At 56.5% G+C, this 24,404-nt stretch carries 27 protein-coding genes and 1 tRNA gene; 17 read left to right on the forward strand and 11 right to left on the reverse strand.

Going from position 1 to position 24,404, the window contains the following annotated elements; translation table 11 throughout:
* Nucleotides 1–13: 13 nt before the first annotated feature.
* The 3 genes from ACK4S7_RS01725 to ACK4S7_RS01735 form a co-directional block, all read right to left on the reverse strand.
* Nucleotides 14–1,294: a cytochrome P450 gene (locus ACK4S7_RS01725; RefSeq protein ID WP_409643888.1), complete on the reverse strand. Its 1,281-nt coding sequence runs from the start codon at nt 1,292–1,294 to the stop codon at nt 14–16.
* Between the two features lie 90 nt (nt 1,295–1,384).
* The gene (locus ACK4S7_RS01730) at nt 1,385–2,611 is read right to left on the reverse strand and encodes an ABC transporter permease (protein WP_409643890.1); all 1,227 of its coding nucleotides are present in this window, start codon (nt 2,609–2,611) and stop codon (nt 1,385–1,387) included.
* Nucleotides 2,608–3,540 (reverse strand): ABC transporter ATP-binding protein, encoded by a 933-nt coding sequence (locus tag ACK4S7_RS01735; protein ID WP_409643892.1) that lies wholly within the window; start codon nt 3,538–3,540, stop codon nt 2,608–2,610. The genes ACK4S7_RS01730 and ACK4S7_RS01735 overlap by 4 nt, the downstream gene beginning before the upstream one ends.
* A 46-nt stretch (nt 3,541–3,586) precedes the next feature.
* Here ACK4S7_RS01735 and queG point away from each other — a divergent pair, with 46 nt between their 5' ends.
* Nucleotides 3,587–4,732 (forward strand): tRNA epoxyqueuosine(34) reductase QueG, encoded by a 1,146-nt coding sequence (gene queG, locus ACK4S7_RS01740; RefSeq protein WP_409643894.1) that lies wholly within the window; start codon nt 3,587–3,589, stop codon nt 4,730–4,732.
* A gap of 51 nt (nt 4,733–4,783) precedes the next feature.
* On the opposite strand, the gene ACK4S7_RS01745 is transcribed toward queG, so the two are convergent.
* Nucleotides 4,784–5,176 (reverse strand): hypothetical protein, encoded by a 393-nt coding sequence (locus tag ACK4S7_RS01745; RefSeq protein WP_409643896.1) that lies wholly within the window; start codon nt 5,174–5,176, stop codon nt 4,784–4,786.
* Entirely contained in the window at nt 5,173–5,835 is a 663-nt protein-coding gene (locus tag ACK4S7_RS01750) for an EI24 domain-containing protein (protein WP_409643898.1), read from the reverse strand. Before ACK4S7_RS01750 ends, ACK4S7_RS01745 begins: the two co-directional genes overlap by 4 nt.
* Nucleotides 5,836–5,907: 72 nt before the next feature.
* Here ACK4S7_RS01750 and ACK4S7_RS01755 point away from each other — a divergent pair, with 72 nt between their 5' ends.
* Entirely contained in the window at nt 5,908–6,903 is a 996-nt protein-coding gene (locus ACK4S7_RS01755; RefSeq protein WP_409643900.1) for an adenosine kinase, read from the forward strand.
* On the opposite strand, the gene ACK4S7_RS01760 is transcribed toward ACK4S7_RS01755, so the two are convergent.
* The 3 genes from ACK4S7_RS01760 to tsaD are packed head-to-tail and all read right to left on the reverse strand — an operon-like array spanning nt 6,900 to nt 10,464.
* Nucleotides 6,900–8,396: a lipopolysaccharide biosynthesis protein gene (locus ACK4S7_RS01760; protein WP_409643902.1), complete on the reverse strand. Its 1,497-nt coding sequence runs from the start codon at nt 8,394–8,396 to the stop codon at nt 6,900–6,902. The two genes, ACK4S7_RS01755 and ACK4S7_RS01760, sit on opposite strands and share 4 nt — an antisense overlap.
* A gap of 41 nt (nt 8,397–8,437) precedes the next feature.
* A complete protein-coding gene (locus ACK4S7_RS01765) occupies nt 8,438–9,433 on the reverse strand; it encodes an NAD(P)H-dependent glycerol-3-phosphate dehydrogenase (protein ID WP_409643904.1) in 996 nt (331 codons plus the stop codon).
* On the reverse strand, nt 9,430–10,464 hold the full coding sequence (gene tsaD / locus ACK4S7_RS01770; protein WP_409643906.1) for a tRNA (adenosine(37)-N6)-threonylcarbamoyltransferase complex transferase subunit TsaD: 1,035 nt from the start codon (nt 10,462–10,464) through the stop codon (nt 9,430–9,432). Before tsaD ends, ACK4S7_RS01765 begins: the two co-directional genes overlap by 4 nt.
* 48 nt (nt 10,465–10,512) lie before the next feature.
* Between tsaD and hemC the strand changes: the two genes are divergently transcribed.
* From hemC to ACK4S7_RS01820, 10 genes are all read left to right on the forward strand, one after another.
* On the forward strand, nt 10,513–11,442 hold the full coding sequence (hemC, locus tag ACK4S7_RS01775) for a hydroxymethylbilane synthase (protein WP_409643908.1): 930 nt from the start codon (nt 10,513–10,515) through the stop codon (nt 11,440–11,442).
* Nucleotides 11,439–12,128, forward strand: a complete 690-nt coding sequence (locus ACK4S7_RS01780) for a uroporphyrinogen-III synthase (protein ID WP_409643910.1) — start codon at nt 11,439–11,441, stop codon at nt 12,126–12,128. The genes hemC and ACK4S7_RS01780 overlap by 4 nt, the downstream gene beginning before the upstream one ends.
* 31 nt (nt 12,129–12,159) lie before the next feature.
* On the forward strand, nt 12,160–13,014 hold the full coding sequence (locus ACK4S7_RS01785; protein ID WP_409643912.1) for a hypothetical protein: 855 nt from the start codon (nt 12,160–12,162) through the stop codon (nt 13,012–13,014).
* 18 nt (nt 13,015–13,032) lie between these two features.
* The gene (locus ACK4S7_RS01790; protein ID WP_409643914.1) at nt 13,033–13,716 is read left to right on the forward strand and encodes an esterase/lipase family protein; all 684 of its coding nucleotides are present in this window, start codon (nt 13,033–13,035) and stop codon (nt 13,714–13,716) included.
* Nucleotides 13,717–13,776: 60 nt separating this feature from the next.
* Nucleotides 13,777–14,205, forward strand: a complete 429-nt coding sequence (locus ACK4S7_RS01795; protein ID WP_409643916.1) for a flagella basal body P-ring formation protein FlgA — start codon at nt 13,777–13,779, stop codon at nt 14,203–14,205.
* A gap of 82 nt (nt 14,206–14,287) precedes the next feature.
* The gene (flgM, locus tag ACK4S7_RS01800; protein WP_409643918.1) at nt 14,288–14,563 is read left to right on the forward strand and encodes a flagellar biosynthesis anti-sigma factor FlgM; all 276 of its coding nucleotides are present in this window, start codon (nt 14,288–14,290) and stop codon (nt 14,561–14,563) included.
* A gap of 4 nt (nt 14,564–14,567) precedes the next feature.
* A complete protein-coding gene (locus tag ACK4S7_RS01805) occupies nt 14,568–14,855 on the forward strand; it encodes a hypothetical protein (RefSeq protein WP_409643921.1) in 288 nt (95 codons plus the stop codon).
* A gap of 73 nt (nt 14,856–14,928) precedes the next feature.
* Nucleotides 14,929–15,711, forward strand: a complete 783-nt coding sequence (locus ACK4S7_RS01810; RefSeq protein WP_409643923.1) for a lytic transglycosylase domain-containing protein — start codon at nt 14,929–14,931, stop codon at nt 15,709–15,711.
* On the forward strand, nt 15,708–17,837 hold the full coding sequence (flhA, locus tag ACK4S7_RS01815; RefSeq protein ID WP_409643925.1) for a flagellar biosynthesis protein FlhA: 2,130 nt from the start codon (nt 15,708–15,710) through the stop codon (nt 17,835–17,837). The genes ACK4S7_RS01810 and flhA overlap by 4 nt, the downstream gene beginning before the upstream one ends.
* Nucleotides 17,827–18,537 (forward strand): sigma-70 family RNA polymerase sigma factor, encoded by a 711-nt coding sequence (locus ACK4S7_RS01820; protein ID WP_409643927.1) that lies wholly within the window; start codon nt 17,827–17,829, stop codon nt 18,535–18,537. The genes flhA and ACK4S7_RS01820 overlap by 11 nt, the downstream gene beginning before the upstream one ends.
* A gap of 8 nt (nt 18,538–18,545) precedes the next feature.
* Here the strand turns inward: ACK4S7_RS01820 and ACK4S7_RS01825 are convergent, their stop codons facing one another.
* Nucleotides 18,546–19,499: a peptidylprolyl isomerase gene (locus ACK4S7_RS01825; protein WP_409643929.1), complete on the reverse strand. Its 954-nt coding sequence runs from the start codon at nt 19,497–19,499 to the stop codon at nt 18,546–18,548.
* Nucleotides 19,500–19,578: 79 nt separating this feature from the next.
* Between ACK4S7_RS01825 and ACK4S7_RS01830 the strand changes: the two genes are divergently transcribed.
* Nucleotides 19,579–19,668 (forward strand) — tRNA-Ser (locus ACK4S7_RS01830).
* A 459-nt stretch (nt 19,669–20,127) separates the two neighbouring features.
* Here ACK4S7_RS01830 and ACK4S7_RS01835 read toward each other — a convergent pair.
* Together ACK4S7_RS01835 and ACK4S7_RS01840 are read right to left on the reverse strand one after the other, a co-directional pair.
* Nucleotides 20,128–20,451 (reverse strand): HPF/RaiA family ribosome-associated protein, encoded by a 324-nt coding sequence (locus tag ACK4S7_RS01835; RefSeq protein WP_409643931.1) that lies wholly within the window; start codon nt 20,449–20,451, stop codon nt 20,128–20,130.
* Between the two features lie 91 nt (nt 20,452–20,542).
* Nucleotides 20,543–20,761: a hypothetical protein gene (locus ACK4S7_RS01840; RefSeq protein WP_409643933.1), complete on the reverse strand. Its 219-nt coding sequence runs from the start codon at nt 20,759–20,761 to the stop codon at nt 20,543–20,545.
* 442 nt (nt 20,762–21,203) lie between these two features.
* Between ACK4S7_RS01840 and ACK4S7_RS01845 the strand changes: the two genes are divergently transcribed.
* The 4 genes from ACK4S7_RS01845 to ACK4S7_RS01860 are packed head-to-tail and all read left to right on the forward strand — an operon-like array spanning nt 21,204 to nt 24,362.
* Complete coding sequence (locus ACK4S7_RS01845) at nt 21,204–21,635, forward strand: DUF2231 domain-containing protein (protein WP_409643935.1); 432 nt, start codon at nt 21,204–21,206, stop codon at nt 21,633–21,635.
* Nucleotides 21,632–22,951 carry a PQQ-dependent sugar dehydrogenase gene (locus ACK4S7_RS01850; protein ID WP_409643937.1) on the forward strand — a complete coding sequence of 440 codons (1,320 nt, stop codon included), beginning with the start codon at nt 21,632–21,634 and terminating at the stop codon, nt 22,949–22,951. Before ACK4S7_RS01845 ends, ACK4S7_RS01850 begins: the two co-directional genes overlap by 4 nt.
* Nucleotides 22,948–23,694, forward strand: coding sequence for a cytochrome c oxidase assembly protein (locus tag ACK4S7_RS01855; RefSeq protein WP_409643939.1), 747 nt, complete (start codon nt 22,948–22,950; stop codon nt 23,692–23,694). Before ACK4S7_RS01850 ends, ACK4S7_RS01855 begins: the two co-directional genes overlap by 4 nt.
* The gene (locus ACK4S7_RS01860; protein WP_409643941.1) at nt 23,691–24,362 is read left to right on the forward strand and encodes a cytochrome b; all 672 of its coding nucleotides are present in this window, start codon (nt 23,691–23,693) and stop codon (nt 24,360–24,362) included. The genes ACK4S7_RS01855 and ACK4S7_RS01860 overlap by 4 nt, the downstream gene beginning before the upstream one ends.
* Nucleotides 24,363–24,404 lie beyond the last annotated feature (42 nt).

The following is a 24,404-nucleotide window of genomic DNA, read 5'->3' on the forward strand; positions in this document are numbered from 1 at the left end:
AAAAGGTTTCATATCAATAGCGCGACAACTCAACGTCCATCTTGCGATAGCCATGTACGAAGCAACCTGCGACGCGTTCCGGTTCAGCCACCACATTGGGTCGCAAACGCCGCACAGCCATTTCTTCTAGCAATATGCGGATTTGCAATTCCGCAAGCCGCGCGCCCACGCACCTGTGGATCCCATAGCCGAAGGCCAAATGTCGTCGCGCATTTTCGCGGTCGACGATCAACTTGTCAGGGTTGTCGAAAACGGTTTCGTCACGATTGGCCGACAGATACCACATGCCAATCTTGTCACCTGCCTTGATAGGCGCACCAAACAGGTCATGGTCCTGTGTCGCAGTACGGCGCATATGCGCCAAAGGCGTCTGCCAGCGGATGATTTCGCTGACTGCGTTCGTGATGAAAGCCGGGTTCTTTTCCAGCTTCTCACGCTCGTCCTGGAAGCTGTGAAGCCCATATGCATAACCCGACATCGAGTTGCGTGTGGTGTCGTTGCCGCCGACGATGAGCAAGATGAGATTGCCCATATATTCGAACTGGCTCATGTCCTTCATCGGCGAATGGATCATCCTGCTGATAAGGTCAGGCGCTTCGCCCTTGTTTTTGCGTTCATCCCACAAATGCTGGAAATAGGCACCCATTTCGAACATTTTGGCAAGGCGGGCCTTGCGTGTTTCTTCGGTCCGGAACAGTTCGACGTCACCGGCCCAATCGGACCATTCGGTCAACTTGCGACGGTCTTCCCAGGGAAAATCGAATAACAATGCCAGCATCTGCGTGGTCAGTTCAATCGAGACCAGATCGACCCAGTCGAAGGGTTTGCCAACGGGCAGCGAGTCGAGCAGTTCAGCGGTGCGGCGGCGAATGTCGCCGGACATGCGTTCCATTTCGCCGGGCGTGAAGGCGGGCGCAATAACACGGCGTTCTTCGGTATGCTTTGGCCGGTCCATCGCGATGAACATCGGCATGACGACTTTCTCGTCTTCCGGAATGGGTTCGGCGAGCGCGTTGTCGTCGATCAGCGTGATGCCGCCATGTTCAAAAGAGGAGGAGTAAATATCAGGCAATGCCTCGACGTGCTGAATAGCTTTCAGCGTGGTAACGTTCCAATAGCTACCGAAATCAGAGCCTTCGATCTTGTTAATAGGGGCCTTCTCCCGCATCTCCTTGAATATCGGATGCCAGCGATCCTCAAGATAAATATCGGGCTTGGTTACATCCCAGCGGTGGGGTGCCTGGTTGACTTCCCAGGGCAATGAATCGCTCTCATATACAGGGGCAGTTGCCATTTCTCTCGACTCCTCTCGCGCAGGAAAGTGCCACTACTTACAAAAATGTCAATCCAGTTTCGAACCGCAACTGATTATTTGACCGGCAGATTATCCCCGGATTTTGACAAGTCCGAACAGCTTGCGCGTTCCTTCTTCCGATACACGGCCAGCGCTTCCGGACTTCATGACGTTCTTCTTGAACAAATATACGCCAAGACGCAGCAGAAGCACCGCAAACAGCATTTGGCCAATGATCGCGATAGCATGATGCCATAATGTTGGCTCAAGCGCCGCTCGCCCGATCATGGCAAACGGCGAGCTGAAGGGAAAGATCGCGGCAAATTTTTCCATCGGCTCGCCAGTCTTGGTCAAAGCGTAAGAAGCAAAGAAGAAATTGATCAGTTGCGCCATGGTTACGGGCATCGAAATGGTCTGCACCTCGCGCACCGTTGCTGCCATTGCACCAATGCCCAGGAACAACGCACCAAGCATCAGATAGGCCATGATGAAATAAGTGAAACACAAGCCGATGAACATTGGCCAGCCAACCGCCGGAGTGGGGTAGCTTGGCATATTTGGTCCGATGGCTGCAAAGCCGATCAGACCAATGGTGGTCCAGACCGCAATACCGAGCAGCGCCATGGCAAGCATGGCAAACAGCTTTCCTAGAAACACTGACTCCATCGGGATTGAGGCGGCCAGTATTTCAATAATCTTGTTCGATTTTTCCTCGACCAGATTGGACAGGACCATGCCAGCCAGCAACATCGTCAGGAAAAATACCAGTATCTGCCCGCCTTGGGCCGTGATGGTGCGCAATTGCTTGTCATTATTGGCGGTTTCGACAACAATGTCGGGCGTTGCTTTCGGCAGTTCGAGATTGCCGCCGCTTTGCGCGTAGCCTGCCAGAAGTTCAATGTCGGCGCGTTCGCGTTCTATTGTATTTGCTGTTCCGGTCACAACCGGCTTGGAAAGCGTACCTGTCACCACGACGCTTAGATTATCCGATTTTTTCTGAAGATAATCCTGGGGGCTCTTTTGCTCTGCTGCGGCATCTCCGACTATTTTCATTTCCGCAAAATAGGTCTCGCCCAATGTTTTTGACAATGATTGCCGGGCTGCCAAAATCTTGTCAGAATCTGCCTTGGCCAAAGCGACACCGACAACGGGCTGCGACACTTCCTTGGCAATTTGCCCTCCCAAATTGCCGGCAGCAAATCCCACAAGAACGGGGAAAAATGGTCCAAGCAGGAAAAAGATAAATGCCTTGGAATAAATGATCGCGGTGAAATCGCGGCGGGCAATGACGAAGGCTGCGCGGAAAATCTCTCTCATTTTGCGTCTCCAACGACTGCATCATCCATTTCGGCGGCGACGGCTTCTCCCGCAATGGCGACAAAAGCATCATGCAGGCCGGGGCGTTCAATCGAGAGCGACCGGATGCCCGCCTTGCCTTCGACTAATGCGGTCAACAACGGCTCCACACCTGTTTCCGGCAATGTGAAGTGCCAATAATGACCCTCGGCTTTTGTATCGGAGGGCAGGGCGCATCGCCATGGGCCATCAAGCGTTTCGGTTTCGAGATGCACCTGCGGCCGCAAGCGGTCTCTGGCTTCAGAAACCAGCCCGTCAAAGCTGATCTTGCCTTTGGCGATAATGGCGATGCGTTCGCATAATCGTTCGGCATGCGCGATCACATGAGTCGAGAAAATGACCGTCACGCCTTTAGCCGCTTGCGCGCGGATCATTTTTTCGAGCTTTGCCTGATTCAGTGCATCAAGCCCCGAAAACGGCTCGTCGAGCACAATGAGCTTGGGATCGTGGACGATGGTCCCCATCAACTGCACCGTCTGCGCCATGCCTTTGGACAATTGCCGGATTTGCCGGTCAGCGGCATAGCCAAGTCCAGCCTCCTCCAGCAGGATTCGCCCCTTTGCTGCCGCCTCTTTTAGCGGCAAGCCACGCAGCGCACCCATGAAGGCGATGGTATCGACCGCGCGCATCGATTGATACAGTCCGCGCTCTTCGGGCAAATAGCCGACATTACGCGACTGCGATATGGGGCGATCGGAGCCAAGCAAGGTGCGCGTCCCGGCGTCGGGGTCGATAATGCCAAGCAGGGTCCGCAGCATGGTGGTCTTGCCCGCACCATTCGGGCCTAATATTCCAAAAATGCTGCCCTCCGGAATTTTCAGGTCAACACCATCAACAGCATGAAAGCCGTCGAATTGCTTTACGAGCCCTTTTGCCTCTATTGCATACATTCTGATGTGCCCCGGAGTGATAGTCGGTGCTGAATAGGGTTGGCGCGTGAAGAGAGACAAGACAAAATTAGTTAACGCTTTGCGCGACAGGGCAGCAAGCGAAGGTTTTGTTGCTTTTGGCATTGCGCCCGGCCGCCTTGCACCGCTTGCCGGCGCGCGTCTTCGTCAATGGCTGGAAGACGGGCTCCATGGGGATATGCTTTGGATGGAAAGCCGCGCCAATGAACGGGCCAGTCCGGACATCCTATGGCCGGAGGTGAAATCCGTTATCATGCTCGGCATGAGTTACGCTCCGGCGCACGACCCCATGATCCTTGCAGACCAAGAAGACCGCGCGCGCATTTCCGTCTATGCGCAGGGGCGCGACTATCATGATGTCGTAAAAGGCGCGCTGAAGCGTCTGGCCGGATGGCTGGCGCATGAGGCGGGGGCTGGGGTGAAGGTCTTCGTTGATACAGCGCCCGTGATGGAAAAGGCATTGGCGCAATCAGCCGGGCTTGGATGGCAAGGCAAGCACAGCAATGTCGTGAGCAGGGCACATGGCAGTTGGCTATTCCTCGGTGCAATCTACACAACCGCCGAACTGGAACCCGCAATAGCGGCAGGTGACAGTTGCGGATCTTGCCGCGCCTGTCAGGATATTTGCCCGACCAACGCCTTCCCGGCGCCCTACCGTGTCGATGCCCGCCGTTGCATTTCCTATCTGACGATTGAGCATAAAGGGCCCATTGACCCCGAATTGCGCCCGTTGATGGGCAACCATATTTATGGCTGCGATGATTGTCTGGCGGTTTGCCCATGGAATAAATTTGCGGCAGCCGCGGCCGCGCACAAGGCGTTCCTGCCGCGGGCAGAACTCGTTGCCCCGCAGATTGCTGACCTTTTGACCCTGGACGATGCAGCGTTCCGCAAGCTGTTTTCAGGATCGCCGATTAAACGGATCGGCCGTGACCGGTTTGTCCGCAATGTTTTGATTGCGGCGGGCAATGGTCGGGATAGAGGATTGATCACGCAAATCGAAGCGCTACTGGCCGACCCTGCGCCTGTAGTTAGAGGCGCAGCGATATGGGCCCTGTCGCGCCTCGCGCCTGATGCGCTCCTGCGAGCACGGCAGCGGCTGCTCACCGAAGAGCAGGACCCGTCGGTTCGTGCTGAATGGGCGCTTGTGGACGCGCAAGTGATTGCGTGTTGATTGGCCGTACTTTGCCCGAGCCGAATGTGTCGGTATCATCCGGTCAGTGTTTCAGCGGCGTTGTAACGCCTCCACGCAAGATGCCCGGTCGACTGCTGCACCATCGCTTCGCCGCGCATCCACATAAGTTACCACTTCACGGCCGCCCTTTCCGTCAGGGTATAGAAATGCGTCGAGAATGCAGGGCTGGCCAACGAATTGCAGCTTGCGGCCATACACTTCGACAACATCAAGCCGGGGTTCGCCAAACATGCGTTTTAACGTGGCGATATCCTTGCCTATAACGCCTTCAAGTCCGCGGACGGAAATCAGGGGTCGGGCAGGGAGAGATGCGGTGGTGCGTTCCACAGGTGCCGGCTGACGTGCTGGCGCACGCGCTTCAGGCGCCGAAACGCAGCCCGCAAGCAGCAAGGCGGCTGCGGTTAAGGGAATAGCTTGCTTCATAATGATGTATTCCCGGAATGTGCCAAATGAACGGCCGCGGCCGTTGCCAGAACCGGCACCAGCAGATTGACGAACGGTACCAGCATTCCGGCCGTACCGAGCAGGCCCAGCAGCAATCGTGGCAGTTTGTTGATTGCGCCTTTGGCGCCGTGCCGTGCGATGAGCATGTCTTCAAGATCACGGCCCAGCAGCAGCGCGTTGATTAACAGAAATGCAATTGCGGTGCCAATGCCGGTAAACAACAGTAACAAATAGAGTGGCAGTGCCAGCAGGTTATAGCCCACAACGCGCGCAACTGACCTTATTGCCATCTGCAACCCCGCGCTTAGGTTTGGTCGTTTGCCGAAGGCGGCGTGCTGAGGATAATGTCTGTTCTCCACAGCATCTATGATGTCATCGGCAAAAATCCAAGTGATTGCGACCGCAACCACGCGGAAGAGAAGGACGCCGGAAAGGATAAGGATCGCTAGTGACAGCAGGCCGGACCACAAGCCGTCATCGCTTAGGTTCAGCCAGGCAAACAGCCACTGCAATGCGAACCATAAGCCCACACCCAAAATGAGAAAAGTTACTATCGTCAGCAGGACCACCTTGACCAATACAGCAGCGACGCGTCGGTCAGTCAGGCTTTGGAACGAAAGCAAAAGCGCTTGGATCATGCCGCCGTTCTAAAGCGCTTGCCGGAAATGTCCAACCCCACTAGGGCGCGCTTGGCTTAAATAGGAACCTTCATGACTGATACCCGTTTCGACGTCCTCGCAATCGGCAATGCCATCGTTGATATCATCGCCAACACCGACGATAGTTTTATCATCAGCGAAGGCCTCACCAAAGGCAGCATGCAGCTTATCGACGAAGAGCGCGCACAAACGCTTTATGCGCATATGGGGCCTGCCCGCGAAATAAGCGGCGGTTCAGCCGCGAATACTTTGGCTGGCCTTGCGCGGCTGGGTCATAAAACGGCATTTATCGGGCAAGTCGCCAACGACCAGTTGGGTGAAGTCTTTGCGCATGACATTCGTGCCGGCGGAATCCATTTCAATATTCCTGCCCGCGACGGCGCGCCTTCGACCGCGCGCTGCTATATTTTGGTCACACCTGATGCGCAGCGCACGATGAACACTTTCTTGGGTGCTTCGCAATATCTGCCCGCATCGGTGATCGACAAGTCGCTGATCGAAAGCGCGGCGATTTTGTATCTCGAAGGCTATTTGTGGGATCCCGAAGAACCCCGCGCTGCCATGCGCACCGCGATTGATGTTGCCCGCGCGGCGGGCCGCAAGGTGGCTTTGACATTATCCGACGCATTTGTAATTTCCCGCCACGGCCCAGATTTCCTCGCCGAAATGGACGCTGGCCGCATTGATATTTTGTTTTCCAATGAAGTCGAAATCTGCGCGTTGAATAACAGCGAGGATTTCGAAGCCTCTGTTGCTGCTATTGCGGCGAAGGTTCCCTTGCTCGTCTGCACACGTAGCGAACATGGCGCGATTGCAATCGAAAATGGTGTGCGCACTGAAGTCCGCGCTGAGCCCGTTGCCCAACTGGTTGACACAACAGGTGCTGGCGACTTGTTTGCCTCGGGTGTGTTTGCCGGTCTTGCACAGGGCCGTCCAATGGCGGAATGCCTGACGATGGGTGCGGTGTGCGCAGCGGAGATTATCTCGCATTATGGCGCGCGGCCAGAAGCTGACATTGCCGATCTGGTTGCCAAACGGTTGGGTTAATCGCGTTTCTTGCGGAACAAGACCCGGTCCTCAGGTCCAAAGCCCCATCGCCAGATGATCCAGCCATAAAGGCCCAGGATTGCCGGAATGCCGATCGTGAGTTCCACCCATTCAAATCGTGCAGGCACGCTGACGATCAAGACGCCAAGCAGTGCCGCAGCGGCAATGGCCGCAATCAAAGCCCCGCGCATCACCCGAATGCGCTGCCCAAGCAAGTTCGACAGGAACCGCGATTTAATCAGCGATCCTATGCCGAGCGAAATCATCAGGCCGCAGGCGACCGCCGCCGCCTGATATAGACCGACATATTCTGGTCTTACGGGCAGGTCGCCCACCAAAATGATCAAACCAACGCTTACCAGAGCCTGGACCACCAGCATCCCGAGCGAAATCAACAGGTTTCGGTGACGTGCCATGTATACCAGCGCAGATTCGCTCACCACGGCAGTGGCGGCGGCGACCTCGGCTGCCAGCAAGAAGGCTAGCGCCCCGGTGCCGCCGACAAATTGTGGTCCGACCAGCCCCATCACGGCTTCGCCGGGAATGCCAAGCGCCAACGCGATCCCTGCCTGTGCAGCGATTATCCAGAAACCGACTTGCCCGACCTGCTTGGCAATTTCAGCATAATTTTTCGTCTGTAGATTGCGCGTGATTACTGGGCCCAAAATCGGGTCAAAGCTTGTTTTAAGCTTCTGCGGCAGGCTCGCAACCTGTTGCGCGACATAATATATTCCAACGACCGCTGGCGAGGCGAATAGTCCTAATATTGCCAGATCGAGTCGCCTGCTGCCCCATTCGGCTGCGTCTGCTGCGGCCAGCGGCAGGTTGCGCTGTGCGATGCCGAGTGAGCGCGTCAGGCTGGGGCGCCATCCACGTGGCAGGCCATAGCTGCGCCACAAGGGCCAAAGCGCAAAAAGCAGCGCTGCCACCAGCGAGGCGACATAGGCCAAGATCAGCCCATCACGGGCGGAATAGAAATAGAATAGGCCAGCCGCGATACTGATCGTCCAGGGCTCCACAATGGCGCGCGCCCGGACGGTTGAGACAATGTCAAACTTATAGGCAAGCGCAGATAATGCGATGTCAGTTGCGACAATCGCAAAGATGGCAAGCGGCAGGAAGCGGTCCAGACCCGTTATCCCGCTGTTGGGAAACATCAATTGTGGCAAGAGAATCAGGAAAACGGCGCCGAGCGCAGACGCCGCGATGGCTGCCAGTAGCGCATCTGCAATGATATGCGCGTGGGGCCGGTCATCCTTTGACAGCAGCTCCGCCAGTCCCCTGCGCAGACCAAGCGATGCAAGCTGCGCGGCGAATTCAACGATCAACAATGCATAAGCAAAGCGGCCAAGCGCCTCCGGCCCATAAAGCCGTCCAGCGATAAACAGGAACGGGATACGTGCCGCCAGCCGCAGCACAAATCCAAAGACATTTGTGCGACCGCCCTTGGCAAGCGCCTGAATGTCCTCTTCATCGGTTCTGACTGTTGTCAAGTGATGCCCCCTATTGGCTGGCTAGCGGATTTAACCCGCCGTTACCAGCTTTCGGGCCTCAATGGGCGGGCCAATAAATCGGTCACGACAGCACCGACTGTGGCCTTTCCTGCCAGCAGGGCGCAAACGGCTGCAACAATGGGCATTTCTACATCCAGCCCGGTAGCCGAGCGTAAAAGTACCGGCGCGGTAAACGCGCCTTCGGCCACTGTTTTGCGGTCTGCAAGCAGGCTTTCCGACGTTTGGCCTTGCCCAAGTCCGCGGCCCAGAGAAAAGTTACGCGAGTTTTCCGAACTGCATGTCAGAACAAGGTCACCCAGCCCGGATAGCCCAGCCAGCGTTTCTGCCTTTGCACCGCGTGCAAGGCCATAACGCTGCATCTCAGCGAAGCCCCGAGCGATTAACGCAGCTCGTGCATTTAAGCCAAGGCCGGCACCATCGACCACACCACACGCAATCGCGAGCACGTTTTTAACTGCACCGCCAATTTCTGCGCCGACAACGTCGCTGGACCAATATGGACGAAATGACGGTGTCGCAATTGCGCGCATCAGGACCGAACCAAGCGCCTGATTTGTCGTGGCAAGCGTCACGGCTGTGGGTTTTCCCGCCGCTACCTCATGCGCAAATGTGGGGCCGGAGAGCACTGCGATTGGATTGTGCGGACGCACTTGGGCTGCGACGTCCGACACCAGCATTTGGGTCTCAGCCTCAATGCCCTTTGCGCACAAGATAAGCGGCGCTTGCGTTGTGGGCAGGGCCGTCAATGTCGCGCGTACATGCTGCGCCGGGGTGACAACCAGCAGTGCGTCGCAATCGCCCATGCGCAAGAGATCGGCCGTTGCCTCGATTCGGGGCGATAATGCTGTGCCCGGCAGGAAAAGGGTGTTTTCCTGCTGCGCGTTCACGCTCCGAACCACATCGTCTTCACGGGCCCAAAGCAGGACACGGTCATGGATTTGCGCCATGACCGCCGCAAGCGCAGTGCCCCATGCGCCGCCGCCGATGATACCTACTGGATATTTACTAAGACTCATGCCTTCACTCCCGCGCCACGGGCGGGCGCTGCGTCTGGATCAAGCGGCCAGCGGGGCCGCGCTACAAAGTCCAACCCGTCGGTGAGACCCATCGCAAACCGTTCCACACCCGCCCAGGCGATCATGACGCCATTGTCGGTGCATAACCACAAGGGAGGGGCAACAAAGCGCATGCCACGCTGCGCAGCGAGCGTCTCGAGCATTTCGCGGATGGGGACATTGGCGGCAACGCCGCCTGCGACTACCAAGGCCGCCGGCGGGGTGATGCGGTTCAGCGTATAGCTGATTCTGTCATAGAGGCAGTCAATCACGGCTTGCTGGAACGATGCAGCGATATCCTCAACCTTGAACTGACCCGATTCATGGGCGCGCAGGACAGCGCTTTTGAGACCGGCAAAGGAAAAATGCGGCTCATCCGCGCCTTTCAATGGTCGCGGCAAAGGCACATTTTTGGCGTTACCAATGACGGCTGCCCGTTCGACTGCTGGTCCGCCCGGAAAGCCAAGGCCCAAAATCTTTGCGGTCTTGTCGAATGCTTCGCCCACGGCATCATCGATGGTGGTTGCCAGCCTGTTATAATCGCCGACACCGTTAACCCGAAGCAACTGACAATGGCCGCCTGACACCAGCAAAAGCAGATAGGGAAATTCAAGATCAGGATCGATCAGCCGGGGCGATAAGGCATGGCCTTCAAGATGGTTTACCGCGATCAACGGCTTGCCTGCCGCCATCGCCAGTGCCTTTGCTGTGACCAATCCGACCATGACCCCGCCAATCAGGCCGGGGCCCGCGGTCGCTGCAATCGCGTCCACGTCGTCGAGCGTGAGGCCAGCATCCGCCAACGCCGTTTCAACCAGCGGAGTCATTAGTTCGACATGCGCGCGGGCCGCGATTTCGGGAACGACGCCGCCAAAGGCGCGGTGATGGTCCTCTTGGCCCGCCAACGCATGGCTTAGCATCCTGCGGTCAGAACACACGATTGCAGCTGCGGTTTCGTCGCAGCTTGATTCAAGACCGAGGATGATTGCCATTGTGCTTTCCCATAGGTGGACGTGTCGCTATGAACAAGTCGCATGACAATGAGTAAATTTACAGCCGACCGTCCTCTACGCATCGGAACCCGCCGTTCTCCGCTGGCTTTGGCCCAGGCAGAGATGACCATGGCCGCGATTAAAGGGGCGCATCAATTGCCAGATGAGGCGGTCATACTTGTCCCAATGCTGGCAACAGGGGACAAGATTCAGGACCGGCCGCTTGCCGATATTGGCGGAAAGGCGCTTTGGACCAAGGAGTTGGAACGCGCGCTGATGGACGACCAGATCGATATAGCGGTCCATTCAATGAAAGATGTCGAAACATGGCGCGCGGATATATTCGTCATTTCGGCGATGCTTCCCCGCGCCGATGTGCACGACCGGTTGATCGGCGCACTGGCCCTCGATGACCTAAAGCAGGGCGCGCGTGTCGGCACATCAAGTCCACGCCGCGCGGCGCAGTTGCAGCGGGTGCGTCCCGATTTACAAATCGTGCCGTTGCGCGGCAATGTTGCGACACGGCTTGCGCATATTGAGGCAGGCGACGCGGATGCGACTTTGCTGGCGGCGGCTGGGCTTGACCGTCTGGGTATGGCCGAAGTCGGCGCTGAACTGTCGCTTGATGCATTTTTGCCAGCGGCGTCACAAGGCGCAGTCGGCATCGACCGTTTGTCCAGCCGCGAGGACCTTATCCCAATAGTCGAGGCGATAAACGACCCCGACACGTTTGTCGCTGTCAATGCCGAGCGTGATTTTCTCGCTGCGGTGGGTGGCAATTGCCATTCGCCGGTTGCGGCATTGGCACGCATCGAAGATGCACAGATCAGGTTGCGTGCGGAGATTTTTACGGCAGATGGTAGCGAACTGCAATCGGGTGAGCGGCTATATGCCATGGGCACTGATGGCCCGGCGCAGCTTGCAGAAGAACTGCTAGGCAAAGCAAGCGCCGATCTGCGGGGCATGTTTGCATCTTGAAGTTACTGATCATCCGGCCGCAACCGGGGGCGGATGCAACCGCCCACCGACTTCGTGCGGCAGGATATGACCCGGTTCTTATGCCGTTATTCGCGATTGATCATCTGCCCATGCAGCGCGCTTCTGCTGATGGCTATGATGCCGTCTTGCTGACCAGCGGCAACGCTGCGCGCGCCGCAGCCGAATTCTTGACCAGCGACTATCGCCTACCAATTTATGCCGTTGGACGGGCTACCGCGAGTGCGCTTGATAAATTGTCCGTTCCCGTTGCGAAAATCGGGTCCGAGGGCGTCGAAGCGCTGGCTGCGGTCGCCGTGGCCGATGGACATAAACGGCTGTTGTGGCTGGCGGGCGAAGATCACAGCCCTGTCCCGCACATCAATGGTGTCAACATAGACATTGAAACTGTCTACCGAAGCGTTGCGTTGAAAACGCCGGATGACTTTGCCGCTAATGTGATCCAGAGTGATGCCGTCATCCTACACTCGTCGCGTGCTGCCGCGCATTTTGCGAGCCTTTGCAATTCTTTGAGACTATTGCCTGCCGACATCACACTTGCCACTTTTTCGAATGCAATTGCGGCTTCAGCTGGGGACGGCTGGGCTTCGATAATTGTTGCAGAGGCGCCCAATGATGCCGCATTGTTGGATGCCATCCAGTGCCATCTTACACGGCACATTGCATAACTGAACGCAAACCGACTATCTAGGGACTGACATGACCGACTTTCAAACGGCACAACCGGGTCCGCGTGGCAGGATGAGACTGAAGCATATCATGCTTCTGCTTCTGCTTGCGTTCGCTGGCGGGGGAGTTGCGACATGGTGGCTGGCAAGCCAATATGGAGTGCTGACGGGTACCACTGCGGTCGACGCGTCGCAACCGGATAGAGGTGACACGCGATCTGCCACCGGGAATGTTGCGCCTGTGCTGCCGCCATCTGCTGGAACAACGCCCCAAGTGAGCGATCAAGTCGTGCCGGTTTATGTCGCGGATTCTGCCATATCAGGCGACGCAGTGCGCGGTGAAGGGCTTTTACTGACCTATGCAGTGCGCCGCACCCTCGAAAATGGTGCGCCTTTGGGATATCTGGCCGAACAATTGCGGCTCCGTTTCGGCGCGACACAGCCGCAGGCGGTGGCGACGGTCATTTCCGCCGCGCAGGCACCCGTGACGATTGATAACTTACAGACCGAATTAAGCGGTCTGGCACCCGTGTTGTTGAGCGGCGATCGCGACAGCAGCTTTTGGGCAACCGTGAACCGTGAATTATCGCAGCTTTTTGTGCTGCGCCGGGACGGCGGGGCTGCGATGGCCCCAGCGCAACGTTTGGTCCGCGCGCAAGCCCTGGTGGAGGCCGGGAATGTGGCAGCCGCGATGGAAGAAGTTGCCGCCATGCCTGGCGCCTCTGCTGCACAATCCTGGATGGTCCGTGCAAGACGCTTCAGCGATGCACGTAAGGCACTGGACCGGTTGGACCAGATGGCTTTGATCCGGCCAGTTGTCGTGCCAGTGACGGTTCCAGCACCGGTTCAGTCGCCCGCGCCCGAAGGTGCGGAGACAGCGTCTTGAGGCGCGTAACTTAACCCTGTGACGGGTCCTGCACTGGATGAGCGACCGCCGCCTTTTTCCCTGCTGGCGCGCGAGGCCCTCTTGTTTCCGTTAACGCGAACGCGCGCAGCATTTGCGCCAGCGGTTGCCCTGGACCTTGATGGTGGGGGGCGGCCAGTCATGGTTATCCCGGGGTTCATGGCATCGGACCGAACAACCGCAAGGCTACGCAAGTCACTGACCAATGCCGGGTTCGTTTGCCGGGGTTGGGGAATGGGCCGGAATCTAGGTATCGTGTCCGATATATTGGAACGGATGGACGACCGCATTTCGCAAATGCAGACGGACGCGCCCGTGACCTTGATCGGATGGAGCCTCGGCGGGCTTGTTGCACGCGAATATGCAAAACATGCTCCGCATCGGGTATCAAAGGTGATTACGCTGGGCACGCCCTTTTCTGGTGGCCCACGAAGCAACAATGGCTGGCGGGTATATGAATTGATTGCCGGACATAAGGTGGATACACCTCCAATAAGCGTGAATTTGTCCCGCAAACCTCCGGTGCCAACAATTGCCATATGGTCCTCGCGCGACGGGGTCGTCGCTCCCTGCGCTGCATGTGGCTTACCAGGGGAAAGCGATGTGCAGGTGGAGGAGCATTGCACCCATATGGGGCTGATTGCCGATCCAGTTCTGATCAGGCACCTTGCCGAGATTATCTAGTCTTCGGGCAATTGGCACGATGATTGCTGCTTCTGGGATATCATATCCGAAGGAGTGAACATGTTAAGCCTCTTGATGTTATTCGCCGCCACGTCGGCCCAATTTGAGAATCTGGAAATTCTCGACCAGAATATTCAACTTCACGCGAATGCAGAGCCTCTCGACAAACGGCTGAAGCTTGCACGCTGTCCGGAAAATCCGATTATTGCGCCTGTCGTTGGGGATGCCGTCATTGTGCGCTGCCCGGCCATTGGCTGGCGCTTGCGTGTGCCAGTCCGCGCGGCCGGCGCGACCGACAAAGTTGCACACATCATCATCCGCAAAGGTGACATGGTGGAGTGCATTACAAGTGGGCCTGGCTTTGCCGTATCCACGCAAATGATCGCACTGGACGATGCCGCTGCGGGGCAATCCTTCCGTGTCAAATCGCTGACATCGCCCACGCCGATGACTGCTGTCGCGAAAGCCCGCGGCCTTGCGACATTTTAATGCTAAATAAATTGAATCTGTTGCCGTTTGTACTTCCGTTGAAGCTGTCAGCTTTCCGACAGCTTCGCGAAAAGGCAAAATCATGGTTCATTCGGTCACGTCAAAACCGCTTCAACTGGTAGGTGTTCCCCCGAAATTGGTTTCGGATGGCACCGCGTTGCGCAATGATAAGGCGCCTGCTCCTCAACCTGCTGCGCATCATATCAGCCTTGCCAGTGCTCTGGCGCAAAAAGGCCCTCCCTTTGATGCTGCAAAAATAGCCTCTCTGAAAGAAGCGATGGCCAGCGGTAATTACCGTATTGATCTGGGCGCCATTGCGGATGGTGTCATTCGTTTCGGATTGCACAATCCAGGCTGAGCTGATGATTGACATCATCATTGCGCGTCAAACCGACCTCATCGCTGCGCTTGATGCGTTTGATGCGGACGCCGTAGTTGCCGCTTCGCGGGCGCTGGCTGATGTATTGGCTGCCTTGCCCGAAGACGACCGCCCGGTTGACGCCGAGCAACTCGCTTATGGCATGAAACAGGCTGAAGCCGCGCGAATCCGGGTCAAATATCTGACGGCCTGGAACCGCCAGAAAATTGACCGGCTGGCCGAAATTCGCGGCCGAACATCTCCACACACATATGCAATTCGGCCGCGATAGCGCGGAAATGCAACGTTTTGCGCAATTGGCATGAGCGTTGCTTTGTATAGGGCATGAACACGAAGACGCCCCTATGACTGGCCCTATTTCCGCGACCGCCGGGCGGCAGCGCGTGACTGCGGCTATCGCCGACGCCTCTGCCCGCACAGGCGTTGCTTTCGATTATCTGATGGACCAAGCACAGCTGGAAAGCGGAATGCGGCCAGACGCCCGTGCGCAGACGTCCAGCGCCACTGGTCTGTATCAATTTACAAATCAGACCTGGCTCGCGACCCTCAAACGCCACGGGCCCGCGCATGGGCTCGATTGGGCTTCGGGAGCGATCACGCAAAACCGCAATGGTGCCTATGCAGTCGCCGATCCAAACATGCGCAGCCAGATTCTTAACCTGCGGACGCACCCGGAGACAGCGGCTGTAATGGCCGCCGAACTGGCCTCGGATAATAACGACTATCTGCAATCGCGGATCAATGCCAATCCGGAAGCGGTTGACCTGTATCTTGCCCACTTCCTTGGTGCCAAGGGTGCGGGTGACTTTCTGAATGCCATGCAGGCGGACCCAAACCAGGCAGCAGCGCCATTATTTCCAGCAGCCGCCGCCGCGAACCGGTCCATATTCTACCGTCCCGACGGCGCAGCACGCAGCCTGAGCGATATTCGCAGCGGATTTTTGGCGAAGATGGACACGGCACCTTCAAGCACCTTTCCGACGAATTTTAGCACGCAGCAACGCTTTGCGACGACATCGCTTCGCCGGGCACCCCTGGCAATGGCCGATATGGAAAAAATGCCCAAGGGACTCGACCTTGATTTTGCCCGCAGGGCCTATCAGCGCCTGTCTGGACTGACGGTATGACCGGAAACACCATGTTCGCTGTGCCGCTCTCGGTGCTAAAGGGCAACGCTTTGCCCGTGGCTATCTTGCTTTTGGTCATGCTGATGATCGTGCCGGTTCCAGCAGTGTTGCTGGATGTCGGTTTTATCGTGAACATCATGATCAGCCTCGCTGTGCTGATGGTGGCGATGAACGTGGCCAAGCCACTGGATTTTTCCTCCTTTCCCACAGTATTGTTGCTTGCAACAATATTCCGTCTGGCGCTGAATGTCGCATCCACCCGCGTGGTGCTTGTCGACGGCCATAATGGACCGGCGGCAGCCGGGCATGTTATTGAAGCATTTGGCGCGTTCCTGATCGGCGGCGATTACATTGTCGGTCTGTTCGTGTTCGCGGTGTTAATGATCATCAATCTGGTCGTTATTACCAAAGGCGCAGGCCGTGTTTCCGAAGTATCCGCACGTTTTACGCTTGATGCCTTGCCAGGCAAACAGATGGCGATCGACGCCGATCTGAATGCGGGTCTCCTTACCCCGGACGAAGCAAAGGCCCGGCGTCAAGATGTAGCAACCGAAGCCGACTTTTACGGATCCATGGATGGTGCATCCAAATTTGTAAAAGGCGACGCCGTCGCTGGCCTGCTCATATTGTTCGTCAACATCTTTGGCGGCCTGATATTGGGGACAGTGAGCCATGGCCTGAGCTTCAGCGACGCAGCACAAACCTACATCATGCTCGCTATCGGTGACGCGCTAGTGGCGCAGGTGCCGGCTTTGCTGCTGTCCATTGCCGCGGCTGCTATCGTCACGCGGGTATCTTCGCCGCTTGATCTTGCTGGCCAGATTTCGAGCGAATTTGGTTTCTCGCGGGCATGGGGACCCGTTGCGGGTATTCTTACGCTGCTGGGGATGGTGCCAGCCATGCCGCAACTTGTTGTCCTTCCGGCTGCCGCTGTGGCCGGTGCAATTTACTGGACCCTGCGGCAGGCGGAAAAGGCGCCCGTACGCGTGGTAGACCCAATCACCGATGCCGCGCCGAGTCACCTAATTGAATGGCATGAAGTCGCTGACGTCGCACCGATTACACTTGAGCTTGGCTATGGTCTTGTCAGCCTGGTCGACGAGCGCAAAGGCGCAGCGTTGATGGGCCGGGTGACCGCCATCCGCCGTCAGCTATCGCGCGAATTCGGCTTTGTAATGCCGATGGTAAAGGTCGCCGATGATCTGTCCCTACCTGGAAACGCATATCAGATCCGTATATCCGGCGTGCTTGTGGGCGAAGATCAGGCATGGGCCAATGAATTGCTCGCACTCGATTCAGGCGACTGCCTCGAAGGTATCAGCGGACGGGCCGTCAAAGATCCAAGCTTTGGCCTTGATGCGCTGTGGATAGCAGAGCGGGAACGTGCCAATGCCGTCGCTGCCGGCTATACCGTGGTCGATCCCGCAACGGTCATTGCCACCCATTTGAACCAATTGGTCAGTGCATCGGCGGCTGAATTGTTTGGCATGGACGACGCGCAGGCGTTGATCAACAATCTCAAGGACAGCTATCCGCAGCTTGCCGCCGGGTTGACGCCTGCGCCTTACACTCTCGCAGCCGTCACGACATTGTGTCGCGCCTTGCTTGCTGAACGCGTGCCATTACGTGATTTCCGACGCATCGCTGAAGCCATGGTGGACCTTGCGCCACGCAATCTGGAAATGAACGATCTTGTCGAAGCAGTGCGCCAGCGGCTCGGCGGGCTGATTGTCCAGACCATTGTTCCGGTCAAAATGCCGTTGCCAGCGATCACCTTCGACAGCGCGCTGGAATCGCTTTTGGTGCAGTCGGTCCAGTCGGCACCGCAAGCAGGCTGGCCATTTGAGCCGGAACTTGCCCGGCGTATCATTTCGGTCATCGATGACGCAGTTCAGCCAATGCTGGTCGCCGCGCGCAGCTTTGCGGTCATAACCTCGCCGCTTTGCCGCGCCGCCGTTGGACGTCTTTTGCGGTCGCAGTTCAGCGACGTGGCTGTCCTGTCGTTCCTCGAAATTCCCGAAAACAAAAAGGTCGATGTGATTGCCGTCGTGGGCGGCGCCGGGCGTCTGCCCGAACCCGCCGCAAGCGATGCGGCGCAAGAAAATGGAGAACCTTATGCTGATTGAAGCCAGAAACGCTTATCCAACGCCACAAACCGATAATCCGGCGCGGCTCATCGAAGCGCACAGCGCGCTGGTCCGCCGAATTGCATGGCATGTGCACAGTCGGATGTCTTCCGCCATTGAGGTTGAGGACTTGATTCAAATCGGCCTCATCGCACTGGTTGAAGCCGCGCAAAATTTCGAGGATCGCGGTATTGCATTTGCGCCTTATGCGGCAACGCGAATTCGCGGCAATATGGTCGATGCTCTGCGCCGTGATGCACGTATGGGCAGGGCCGGGATGGCCAACCGCAGGTATCTTGCAGGCATTCGTGCACGGCTTGAGCAGGAATATATGCGTCGGCCAAGCGATGCCGAAATGGTGGACGCGACGGGGCTTGAGCCGTCAGCATATTTCGCATTGGAGGCTTCGACTCAGCCCATGGGGCAGGAATCCATTGAGGACAGCTATTCAGACCATGACATGTGGTTTGCCGATATTTCCGATGGCGCTGATACGATGCTCGAAAAGGAGCAGTTACGGGCGGCGTTGATTGATAATCTGTCGAAATTGTCCGAGCGCGAAGCGCTGATTCTTCAGCTCTATTTCGTCGAAGAGCTGAATCTTGACGAAATTGGCGAGACCTTAGGCGTCGGCGCGGCGCGTGTCTGCCAGATTAAAAAGGCAGCGCTCGACAAGATGAAGTCTATGATGGCGGACTAAGTTGAGTTTCAATTTGCCTTGCGCCGGATCGGCACCGGAATGTTGCAAATGTCCGCACCGCCCGCTGGCACATTGAAAAACGGATCACGCCGGTTGGCGCGCGCCTCGGCGTAAGCAGCAAAGCTGTCGCTGTCGGTGGCGAGATATTCGAAGCTGGGCACGTCCTTTGCTTCGTTGGCTAGACGCACAGACAATATCGGCACGCGTTCCTCTTCTTTTTCGTAAAAGCCAAGCGCGCCGGTTCCGCGTGGCAAGCTCGACAGTTGCTCAATGCCTTCAATGACGCGGCCAACGAGCGCAATGTTGCGATCCAAGTGCCGCGGCGCATGACCGATGACGGTGTAGAGTTCCGCGCCGCTGCCTGTGTCAGGAGACAGATTGCGGCCCACGCCTACCATGGCGTAGCAGTGGGTTGGCCATATCTCACGTGATTGCCAGCGGCCACCGACCGGGAAACCTGACGCGAAGCCCGTTTCTGCTGCATATGCGTCTTCTTTGAAGGTATTCATGCTCGGCGAACGCACAAAACCCGACGCTTGGCCGTCGACAATCGTGACTTTGGTAGATTTGGCGACGTACTCACTTTCCGGCACAATTGCCAAGTCCTTGGGCATAGCCTTCTTCTCGGTCGCATCGCCCCATTGAACGACATAATTGTCCTGCACGCGGTTAATGCTTGTTCCGTCCCACCAATGCGCTGCCGCCAGCTTGCGGATGTTGCTGACCCAGCTTTGGCTGAATGGCGCAGGGATTAGCTGGATGACAACGCGGCGTGGCTGGCCTTTCGAATCGGGTGCCAGTTCCATCACCAGCAAATCCGCAGGCGCAATTGCGACCCACTCGTCCGCCTTGGCTGCTGCCACAATCTCGGAGGGCGCGGGATAGGTCTTGGCCTCCTGCGCAGAAACAGGGAAAGCCGCAGTTATCGCGACACCAACGAACAAAGGCAGATATCTTTTCATAAGTCGCGTTATGGCAAATCACTGTGCCTTGCGAAAGCGCAAAGGAGCGGCTAGGGGCGTGCTTCCCGAAGGGGAATGCGGAGACGTGGCCGAGTGGTCGAAGGCGCACGCCTGGAAAGTGTGTATAGGGGTGACTCTATCGTGGGTTCGAATCCCACCGTCTCCGCCAGCTAGTCTTGCTTCATAACAGAGAAATCAATCAGAACGTCCTGCGTTCGGTGTCTCTCAATATGCCATAGACCCAGAGACTGTAATTTGAAGCCAACGCCGGGGTAATTCGCAACTTTTTGACATAGGGTCGTCAAGCTGTTGCGGCAGGGTCCCTTTGGCGGTCACGTCATAGCTCAGCAAATCGCACCCCGCAGGATTCTCATTCTATGGTAAGATTCGGTGTGGTCAGCCGAAACGGAAGCGTGCGCCTGCGTGCAGCCTTAATCCCTCTGCCTTTCATTTTCCGGGCGCAGGGACGCTATCTGGAACCAGCGTCGTCAGAACCAAAGGCGACATTCAAGAACGGCGCAGAATGTGGTCACCTATTTACTGGCTTCAGAAACCTTCTGAATGAATTTCATCAGGCCCATTAATCGGGGTTGTATGGCATCGGATTTGGCGATTTATGGGTAGTAGTTTAATGGCCTTTGCGGCTTGTCTGTCGCCCTACCAAGCGATCAAACACTGTGAGCAGTTTATCCGCAGCGCCCGTAATGGCAGCTTCTACAGTTTCACCTTGGTCTGTCGCTGATATGGGATCCATTCCATTAGGGCGCGCTTCTATAAGACACCGTTTATCGTTCTGGCCTCCGCGCGGCCCGTTAACGTCGCTCACATGTAGCTCGATACGGGTAAGGCGAGTTTCGAGCCGACCGAGCCGTGATCGGACTATACTTTCTGCGAGTTGAGCGGTGTCTTGGTCACCCGTAATCTGGTTGTCGCTATTAAACTGAAACTGCATAGACATATCCTAACTAAGCCGAGTTTTCTTTTGCGCGAATAAGAGGCGTCAAGTTCGTTTATTTGTAACGAATTGCGTGCTCGTCACGACCTCAGCGGACTTTTCTGGATCGTTCGAGCACCGGGCGCTGCCCTTCTGCATCGAACGCGCCCGAAGGCGGTTGATCCGGCCGAGGGGTCGAATTCATGCCCTCATTTGGGTGGTTTTCCGGAGCGGGATGATGAGGCTGTTGGTCATTTTGTTTTTTAAGAGCCAGCGCCTCTTCGGACAATTTCGTTTGTTCTGTATGCTTTACTTCTTCAGTCATCATTCTGCCTTTCTTTCAGTTGTCAGTACCAAACTGACAGCGAAACCCCACTCCATCCCAAGTGTCCTGGATCCAGAATCCACTGGCGGGCGAGAGGACGGATTATGAACCCCTGAGGTCAGGGAAGTATGCAGGTTCTCACCCCGACCCTGATAGAACAACCTTAAACAGCGACGGTTCCCGGGGTACACCCGCATGAAGTCGGCGATTACGTATAAGCGGCGGAATTGGCTTACTTTCGCGATTACTTGCGCCCCAGCACTCGGTCACGTCCTGCATTGTCAAATCAGCCTCAACGACGATCTTGGGGAACCAAAAGAGCGTAGTAGGGTTAACATCCAATCACTTAACATGAATGACGGCAATAATGTCGACCCGCCGGATAAGCTGACCGACCGGATTTGACGCAGTAGTGCCTTAGTTTCTGCAAACGAGGGGATCAGCCTTGGCCACCACGCATCAAAATTCGGTTCGTATTGTAAATCATCCTCTTCACATCGTGCTGCTTGTATCGACCTTGCCCCTTTTTATTGGAGCATTGCTCAGCGACTGGGCATATTCCGTCAGTCATGAAATTCAATGGATCAATTTTGCGTCTTGGCTCATTGTTGGTGCGTTACTTTTCCTTGGTGCCGCGCTTCTTTGGACGGTGATCGACGCACTGCGGGCCGACAGGCCCCATAATCGCGGGAAATGGATTTTCGTCGGCTTGGTTGTGGCGACATTCATTGTTGGCTTCATTAACGCTCTGGTGCACGCCAAAGACGCGTGGGCTGCGATGCCAGCGGGTCTTGTCCTGTCGTTTATAGTCTTGGTCTTGGCGATTTTTTCTATTTGGGCAGGCTTCACCCGACCTTTTGCGGGAGAACGCAAATGACCAAATACGTAGTTGCAATTGCTGTGTCCTCGCTTTTATTGGGCTCGTGTGAAGCTGATACTAACGTCACGCGTTATGGAGCAGATCCAGACCTCCCCCAACAACAGCGTGGCTTGTTGCCGAGCATGACCATCGCTGACCCAGCGGGGTGGGGAGACAGACGACCCGTTGTTCCTTCTGGCTTCACCATTACAGCTATCGCGACGGATCTGAAAATCCCGCGACAAACAATCGTGTTGCCCAATGGCGATATATTGGTTGCAGAGGGCAAGGGCGGTGATGACGCATCAGTCATGCGTCCCAAGGATATGCTCGCAGGTTTCCTGAAAAAGAAAGGGACGAGCTCCGTCAAAGGCGGAGATCGATTGACGTTGCTTCGTGACGCAGATGGAGATGGAAAGTACGAGGCCCGGGCAATATTTGCAGATAATTTAAACGCGCCGTACGGGCTAGCTCAGGTCGGCGGATTTATTTACGTTGCCAATCAAGATGCGCTGGTACGCTTCCGTTATGAAGATGGACAAACCCGCGCTAGCGGACCGCCGGTCGTCGTAGCGGCATTACCGGCCGCCATCAACCACCATTGGACAAAAGCGCTCGCAGCCAGTCCCGACGGTCGCCTTCTGTATGTTGGCATCGGTTCAAACAGCAATATCGGCGAGCGTGGAATGGCTGTCGAAGAAGAAAGGGCAATGGTCTGGCAAATCGACGCGGAGACTGGCGCATCAAAACGTTTCGCAACAGGTTTACGCAACCCTACGGCGCTGGCCATCCAGCCCGGATCGGGCCAGCTTTGGGCGGTTGTGAACGAACGTGATGAGCTTGGACCGGATTTGGTTCCGGACTATCTTACGTCGGTCCGCCAAGGTGCGTTCTATGGCTGGCCTTATGCTTATTGGGGCGCAAATGCAGATCGCCGCGTTCAACCATTTAAAGAAGAAATGGTTCGTCAAACGGTGAAGCCGGACTATTCACTTGGTTCACATACTGCTCCGCTCGGGCTGTCTTTTTCTAGCGCCTCGATGGGCGGACAGTTTGGCAACGGCGTCTTTGTTGGGATGCACGGGAGCTGGAACAGAGAAGTGCCGGTCGGATATAAAGTTGTCTTTGTACCCTTTAGCGGGGGCCGACCAAATGGTGACCCGGTCGACTTTGTCACTGGATTTCAAAATGACGGGAAAACTTTTGGGCGTCCCGTCGGTGTTACAGTCGACCCGCGCGGCGCGCTGATCGTGGCTGACGATTTGTCTAATATAATTTGGCGTATCACGCCTGCCGGACAAGGAGCCCAACGCCGCTCAGCGCTCGGCTCGTGAATATCGGGCCGCCTTCGATATGGCTGCCCTATTGCGGCCCGGCACCCGCGCCCGCAGAGTGGACGAGCTATTGGAATTTCGATCCAGTGCTGCTGAGCGTGTTGGGGGTTTCGGCATTTTTGGCATGGCGTTTGGCTGATGAGTCAAATGGCCGCCGATTGCTGGGTGGCGCTGTCGCATTAAGCCTGCTGTTATTTGTATCACCTTTCTGTGCGCTTAGCTCGGCATTGTTCTCCGTGCGCGTTACGCACCATGTTCTCATCGCAGCTGTGCTTGCCCCGCTTATTATTTTCGCCATGCCCGAGCACAGGACGCGGTTACGCGGCTCGCTTACCTTTTGGACGGCGGCGCAGACTCTCATTTTCTGGGTTTGGCATGCACCCGGCCTTTATGCTGAGGCCTTATCAAGCGATATTGTATACTGGGTGATGCAGCTATCACTCCTCGGAACGGCAGCGGGTTTTTGGGCAGCCCTGCGTCGGGCACAAGAGCCTGCTGCGATTGCGGCGTTGCTATTCAGCACTGTGCAGATGGGCCTACTGGGTGCACTCATCCTTTTTTCGCCCACTGCCCTATATGCGCCGCATTATCTGACAACGGCGTCTTGGGGTTTAAGCGTGCTAGATGATCAGCAGCTTGCGGGCCTGATCATGTGGGTGCCATCGGCAGGGCTCTATCTCGGGTCTGCAATTTATATCGTTAGCCGCTGGTTTGCCCGCGAACATAACGCAGTGACGCCATGATCGGCCGATTACGCGCATGGGGTAACAGCCATACAGAGCGCGGCCGATATTCGCCGGTCGGGATCGCTTTTCACTGGATAATGGCGCTGCTCGTTGTCTTTCAAATCGGCTGGGGATTCTGGTCTGATTTTCTGTTGCCCGGGGGAGGCAAAATTCGAGCCTATGAGATTCATAGCGCCGCGGGTTTGCCGATCTTGCTGCTAGCGATTGGGAGAGTTCTCTGGCGTATGTTGATTAATGACCCGTATAATGATGCTGACGGGCAAGGGGTGAAAACGACGATTGCGCATGTGACCGCAATCTTGTTTTACGCAACATTTTTTACGCTGCCACTCTCAGGATGGGCGATGTGGTCGTCGGTAGCCCCGCCCGGTCCCCTCTATCTGGGCGGATTAATTCCCTGGCCGCAATTACCTCTGGATGGGTTTCAACCCCTAACGCGTTACCATATCTTGGATTTGGCGGAAGACGTGCACATTGCGTCGGTCATTCTGCTGCTCGTGCTGATTCCGGCACATGTAGGGGCGGCCCTGAAACATCATTTCTGGGATCGAGACGATGTCCTGCAGGGTATGCTTCCAGAGATTCCTGACTGGCAGGGCCGCCCGGTAACCCCGCCGCATATTGCGCCAGCGTCTCCGTCTCCGAAGGGCTCAGGCGTTGGCTAATCCTCAGCATCACATCTCCTGGGTCATTGCGCCGCCGGGATT

Source organism: Sphingorhabdus sp. (assembly GCF_046292425.1).
Classification (GTDB): domain Bacteria; phylum Pseudomonadota; class Alphaproteobacteria; order Sphingomonadales; family Sphingomonadaceae; genus Sphingorhabdus_B.

What these genes read in the sequence shown, in the direction of transcription:
- ACK4S7_RS01725 (WP_409643888.1), bottom strand. Translation starts at nt 1,294, where the DNA reads ATGGCAACTGCCCCTGTATATGAGAGCGATTCATTGCCCTGGGAAGTC.
- ACK4S7_RS01730 (WP_409643890.1), bottom strand. Translation starts at nt 2,611, where the DNA reads ATGAGAGAGATTTTCCGCGCAGCCTTCGTCATTGCCCGCCGCGATTTC.
- ACK4S7_RS01735 (WP_409643892.1), bottom strand. Translation starts at nt 3,540, where the DNA reads ATGTATGCAATAGAGGCAAAAGGGCTCGTAAAGCAATTCGACGGCTTT.
- ACK4S7_RS01745 (WP_409643896.1), bottom strand. Translation starts at nt 5,176, where the DNA reads ATGAAGCAAGCTATTCCCTTAACCGCAGCCGCCTTGCTGCTTGCGGGC.
- ACK4S7_RS01750 (WP_409643898.1), bottom strand. Translation starts at nt 5,835, where the DNA reads ATGATCCAAGCGCTTTTGCTTTCGTTCCAAAGCCTGACTGACCGACGC.
- ACK4S7_RS01755 (WP_409643900.1), top strand. Translation starts at nt 5,908, where the DNA reads ATGACTGATACCCGTTTCGACGTCCTCGCAATCGGCAATGCCATCGTT.
- ACK4S7_RS01765 (WP_409643904.1), bottom strand. Translation starts at nt 9,433, where the DNA reads ATGAGTCTTAGTAAATATCCAGTAGGTATCATCGGCGGCGGCGCATGG.
- tsaD (WP_409643906.1), bottom strand. Translation starts at nt 10,464, where the DNA reads ATGGCAATCATCCTCGGTCTTGAATCAAGCTGCGACGAAACCGCAGCT.
- hemC (WP_409643908.1), top strand. Translation starts at nt 10,513, where the DNA reads ATGAGTAAATTTACAGCCGACCGTCCTCTACGCATCGGAACCCGCCGT.
- ACK4S7_RS01785 (WP_409643912.1), top strand. Translation starts at nt 12,160, where the DNA reads ATGACCGACTTTCAAACGGCACAACCGGGTCCGCGTGGCAGGATGAGA.
- ACK4S7_RS01795 (WP_409643916.1), top strand. Translation starts at nt 13,777, where the DNA reads ATGTTAAGCCTCTTGATGTTATTCGCCGCCACGTCGGCCCAATTTGAG.
- flgM (WP_409643918.1), top strand. Translation starts at nt 14,288, where the DNA reads ATGGTTCATTCGGTCACGTCAAAACCGCTTCAACTGGTAGGTGTTCCC.
- ACK4S7_RS01805 (WP_409643921.1), top strand. Translation starts at nt 14,568, where the DNA reads ATGATTGACATCATCATTGCGCGTCAAACCGACCTCATCGCTGCGCTT.
- ACK4S7_RS01810 (WP_409643923.1), top strand. Translation starts at nt 14,929, where the DNA reads ATGACTGGCCCTATTTCCGCGACCGCCGGGCGGCAGCGCGTGACTGCG.
- flhA (WP_409643925.1), top strand. Translation starts at nt 15,708, where the DNA reads ATGACCGGAAACACCATGTTCGCTGTGCCGCTCTCGGTGCTAAAGGGC.
- ACK4S7_RS01820 (WP_409643927.1), top strand. Translation starts at nt 17,827, where the DNA reads ATGCTGATTGAAGCCAGAAACGCTTATCCAACGCCACAAACCGATAAT.
- ACK4S7_RS01825 (WP_409643929.1), bottom strand. Translation starts at nt 19,499, where the DNA reads ATGAAAAGATATCTGCCTTTGTTCGTTGGTGTCGCGATAACTGCGGCT.
- ACK4S7_RS01835 (WP_409643931.1), bottom strand. Translation starts at nt 20,451, where the DNA reads ATGCAGTTTCAGTTTAATAGCGACAACCAGATTACGGGTGACCAAGAC.
- ACK4S7_RS01840 (WP_409643933.1), bottom strand. Translation starts at nt 20,761, where the DNA reads ATGATGACTGAAGAAGTAAAGCATACAGAACAAACGAAATTGTCCGAA.
- ACK4S7_RS01850 (WP_409643937.1), top strand. Translation starts at nt 21,632, where the DNA reads ATGACCAAATACGTAGTTGCAATTGCTGTGTCCTCGCTTTTATTGGGC.
- ACK4S7_RS01860 (WP_409643941.1), top strand. Translation starts at nt 23,691, where the DNA reads ATGATCGGCCGATTACGCGCATGGGGTAACAGCCATACAGAGCGCGGC.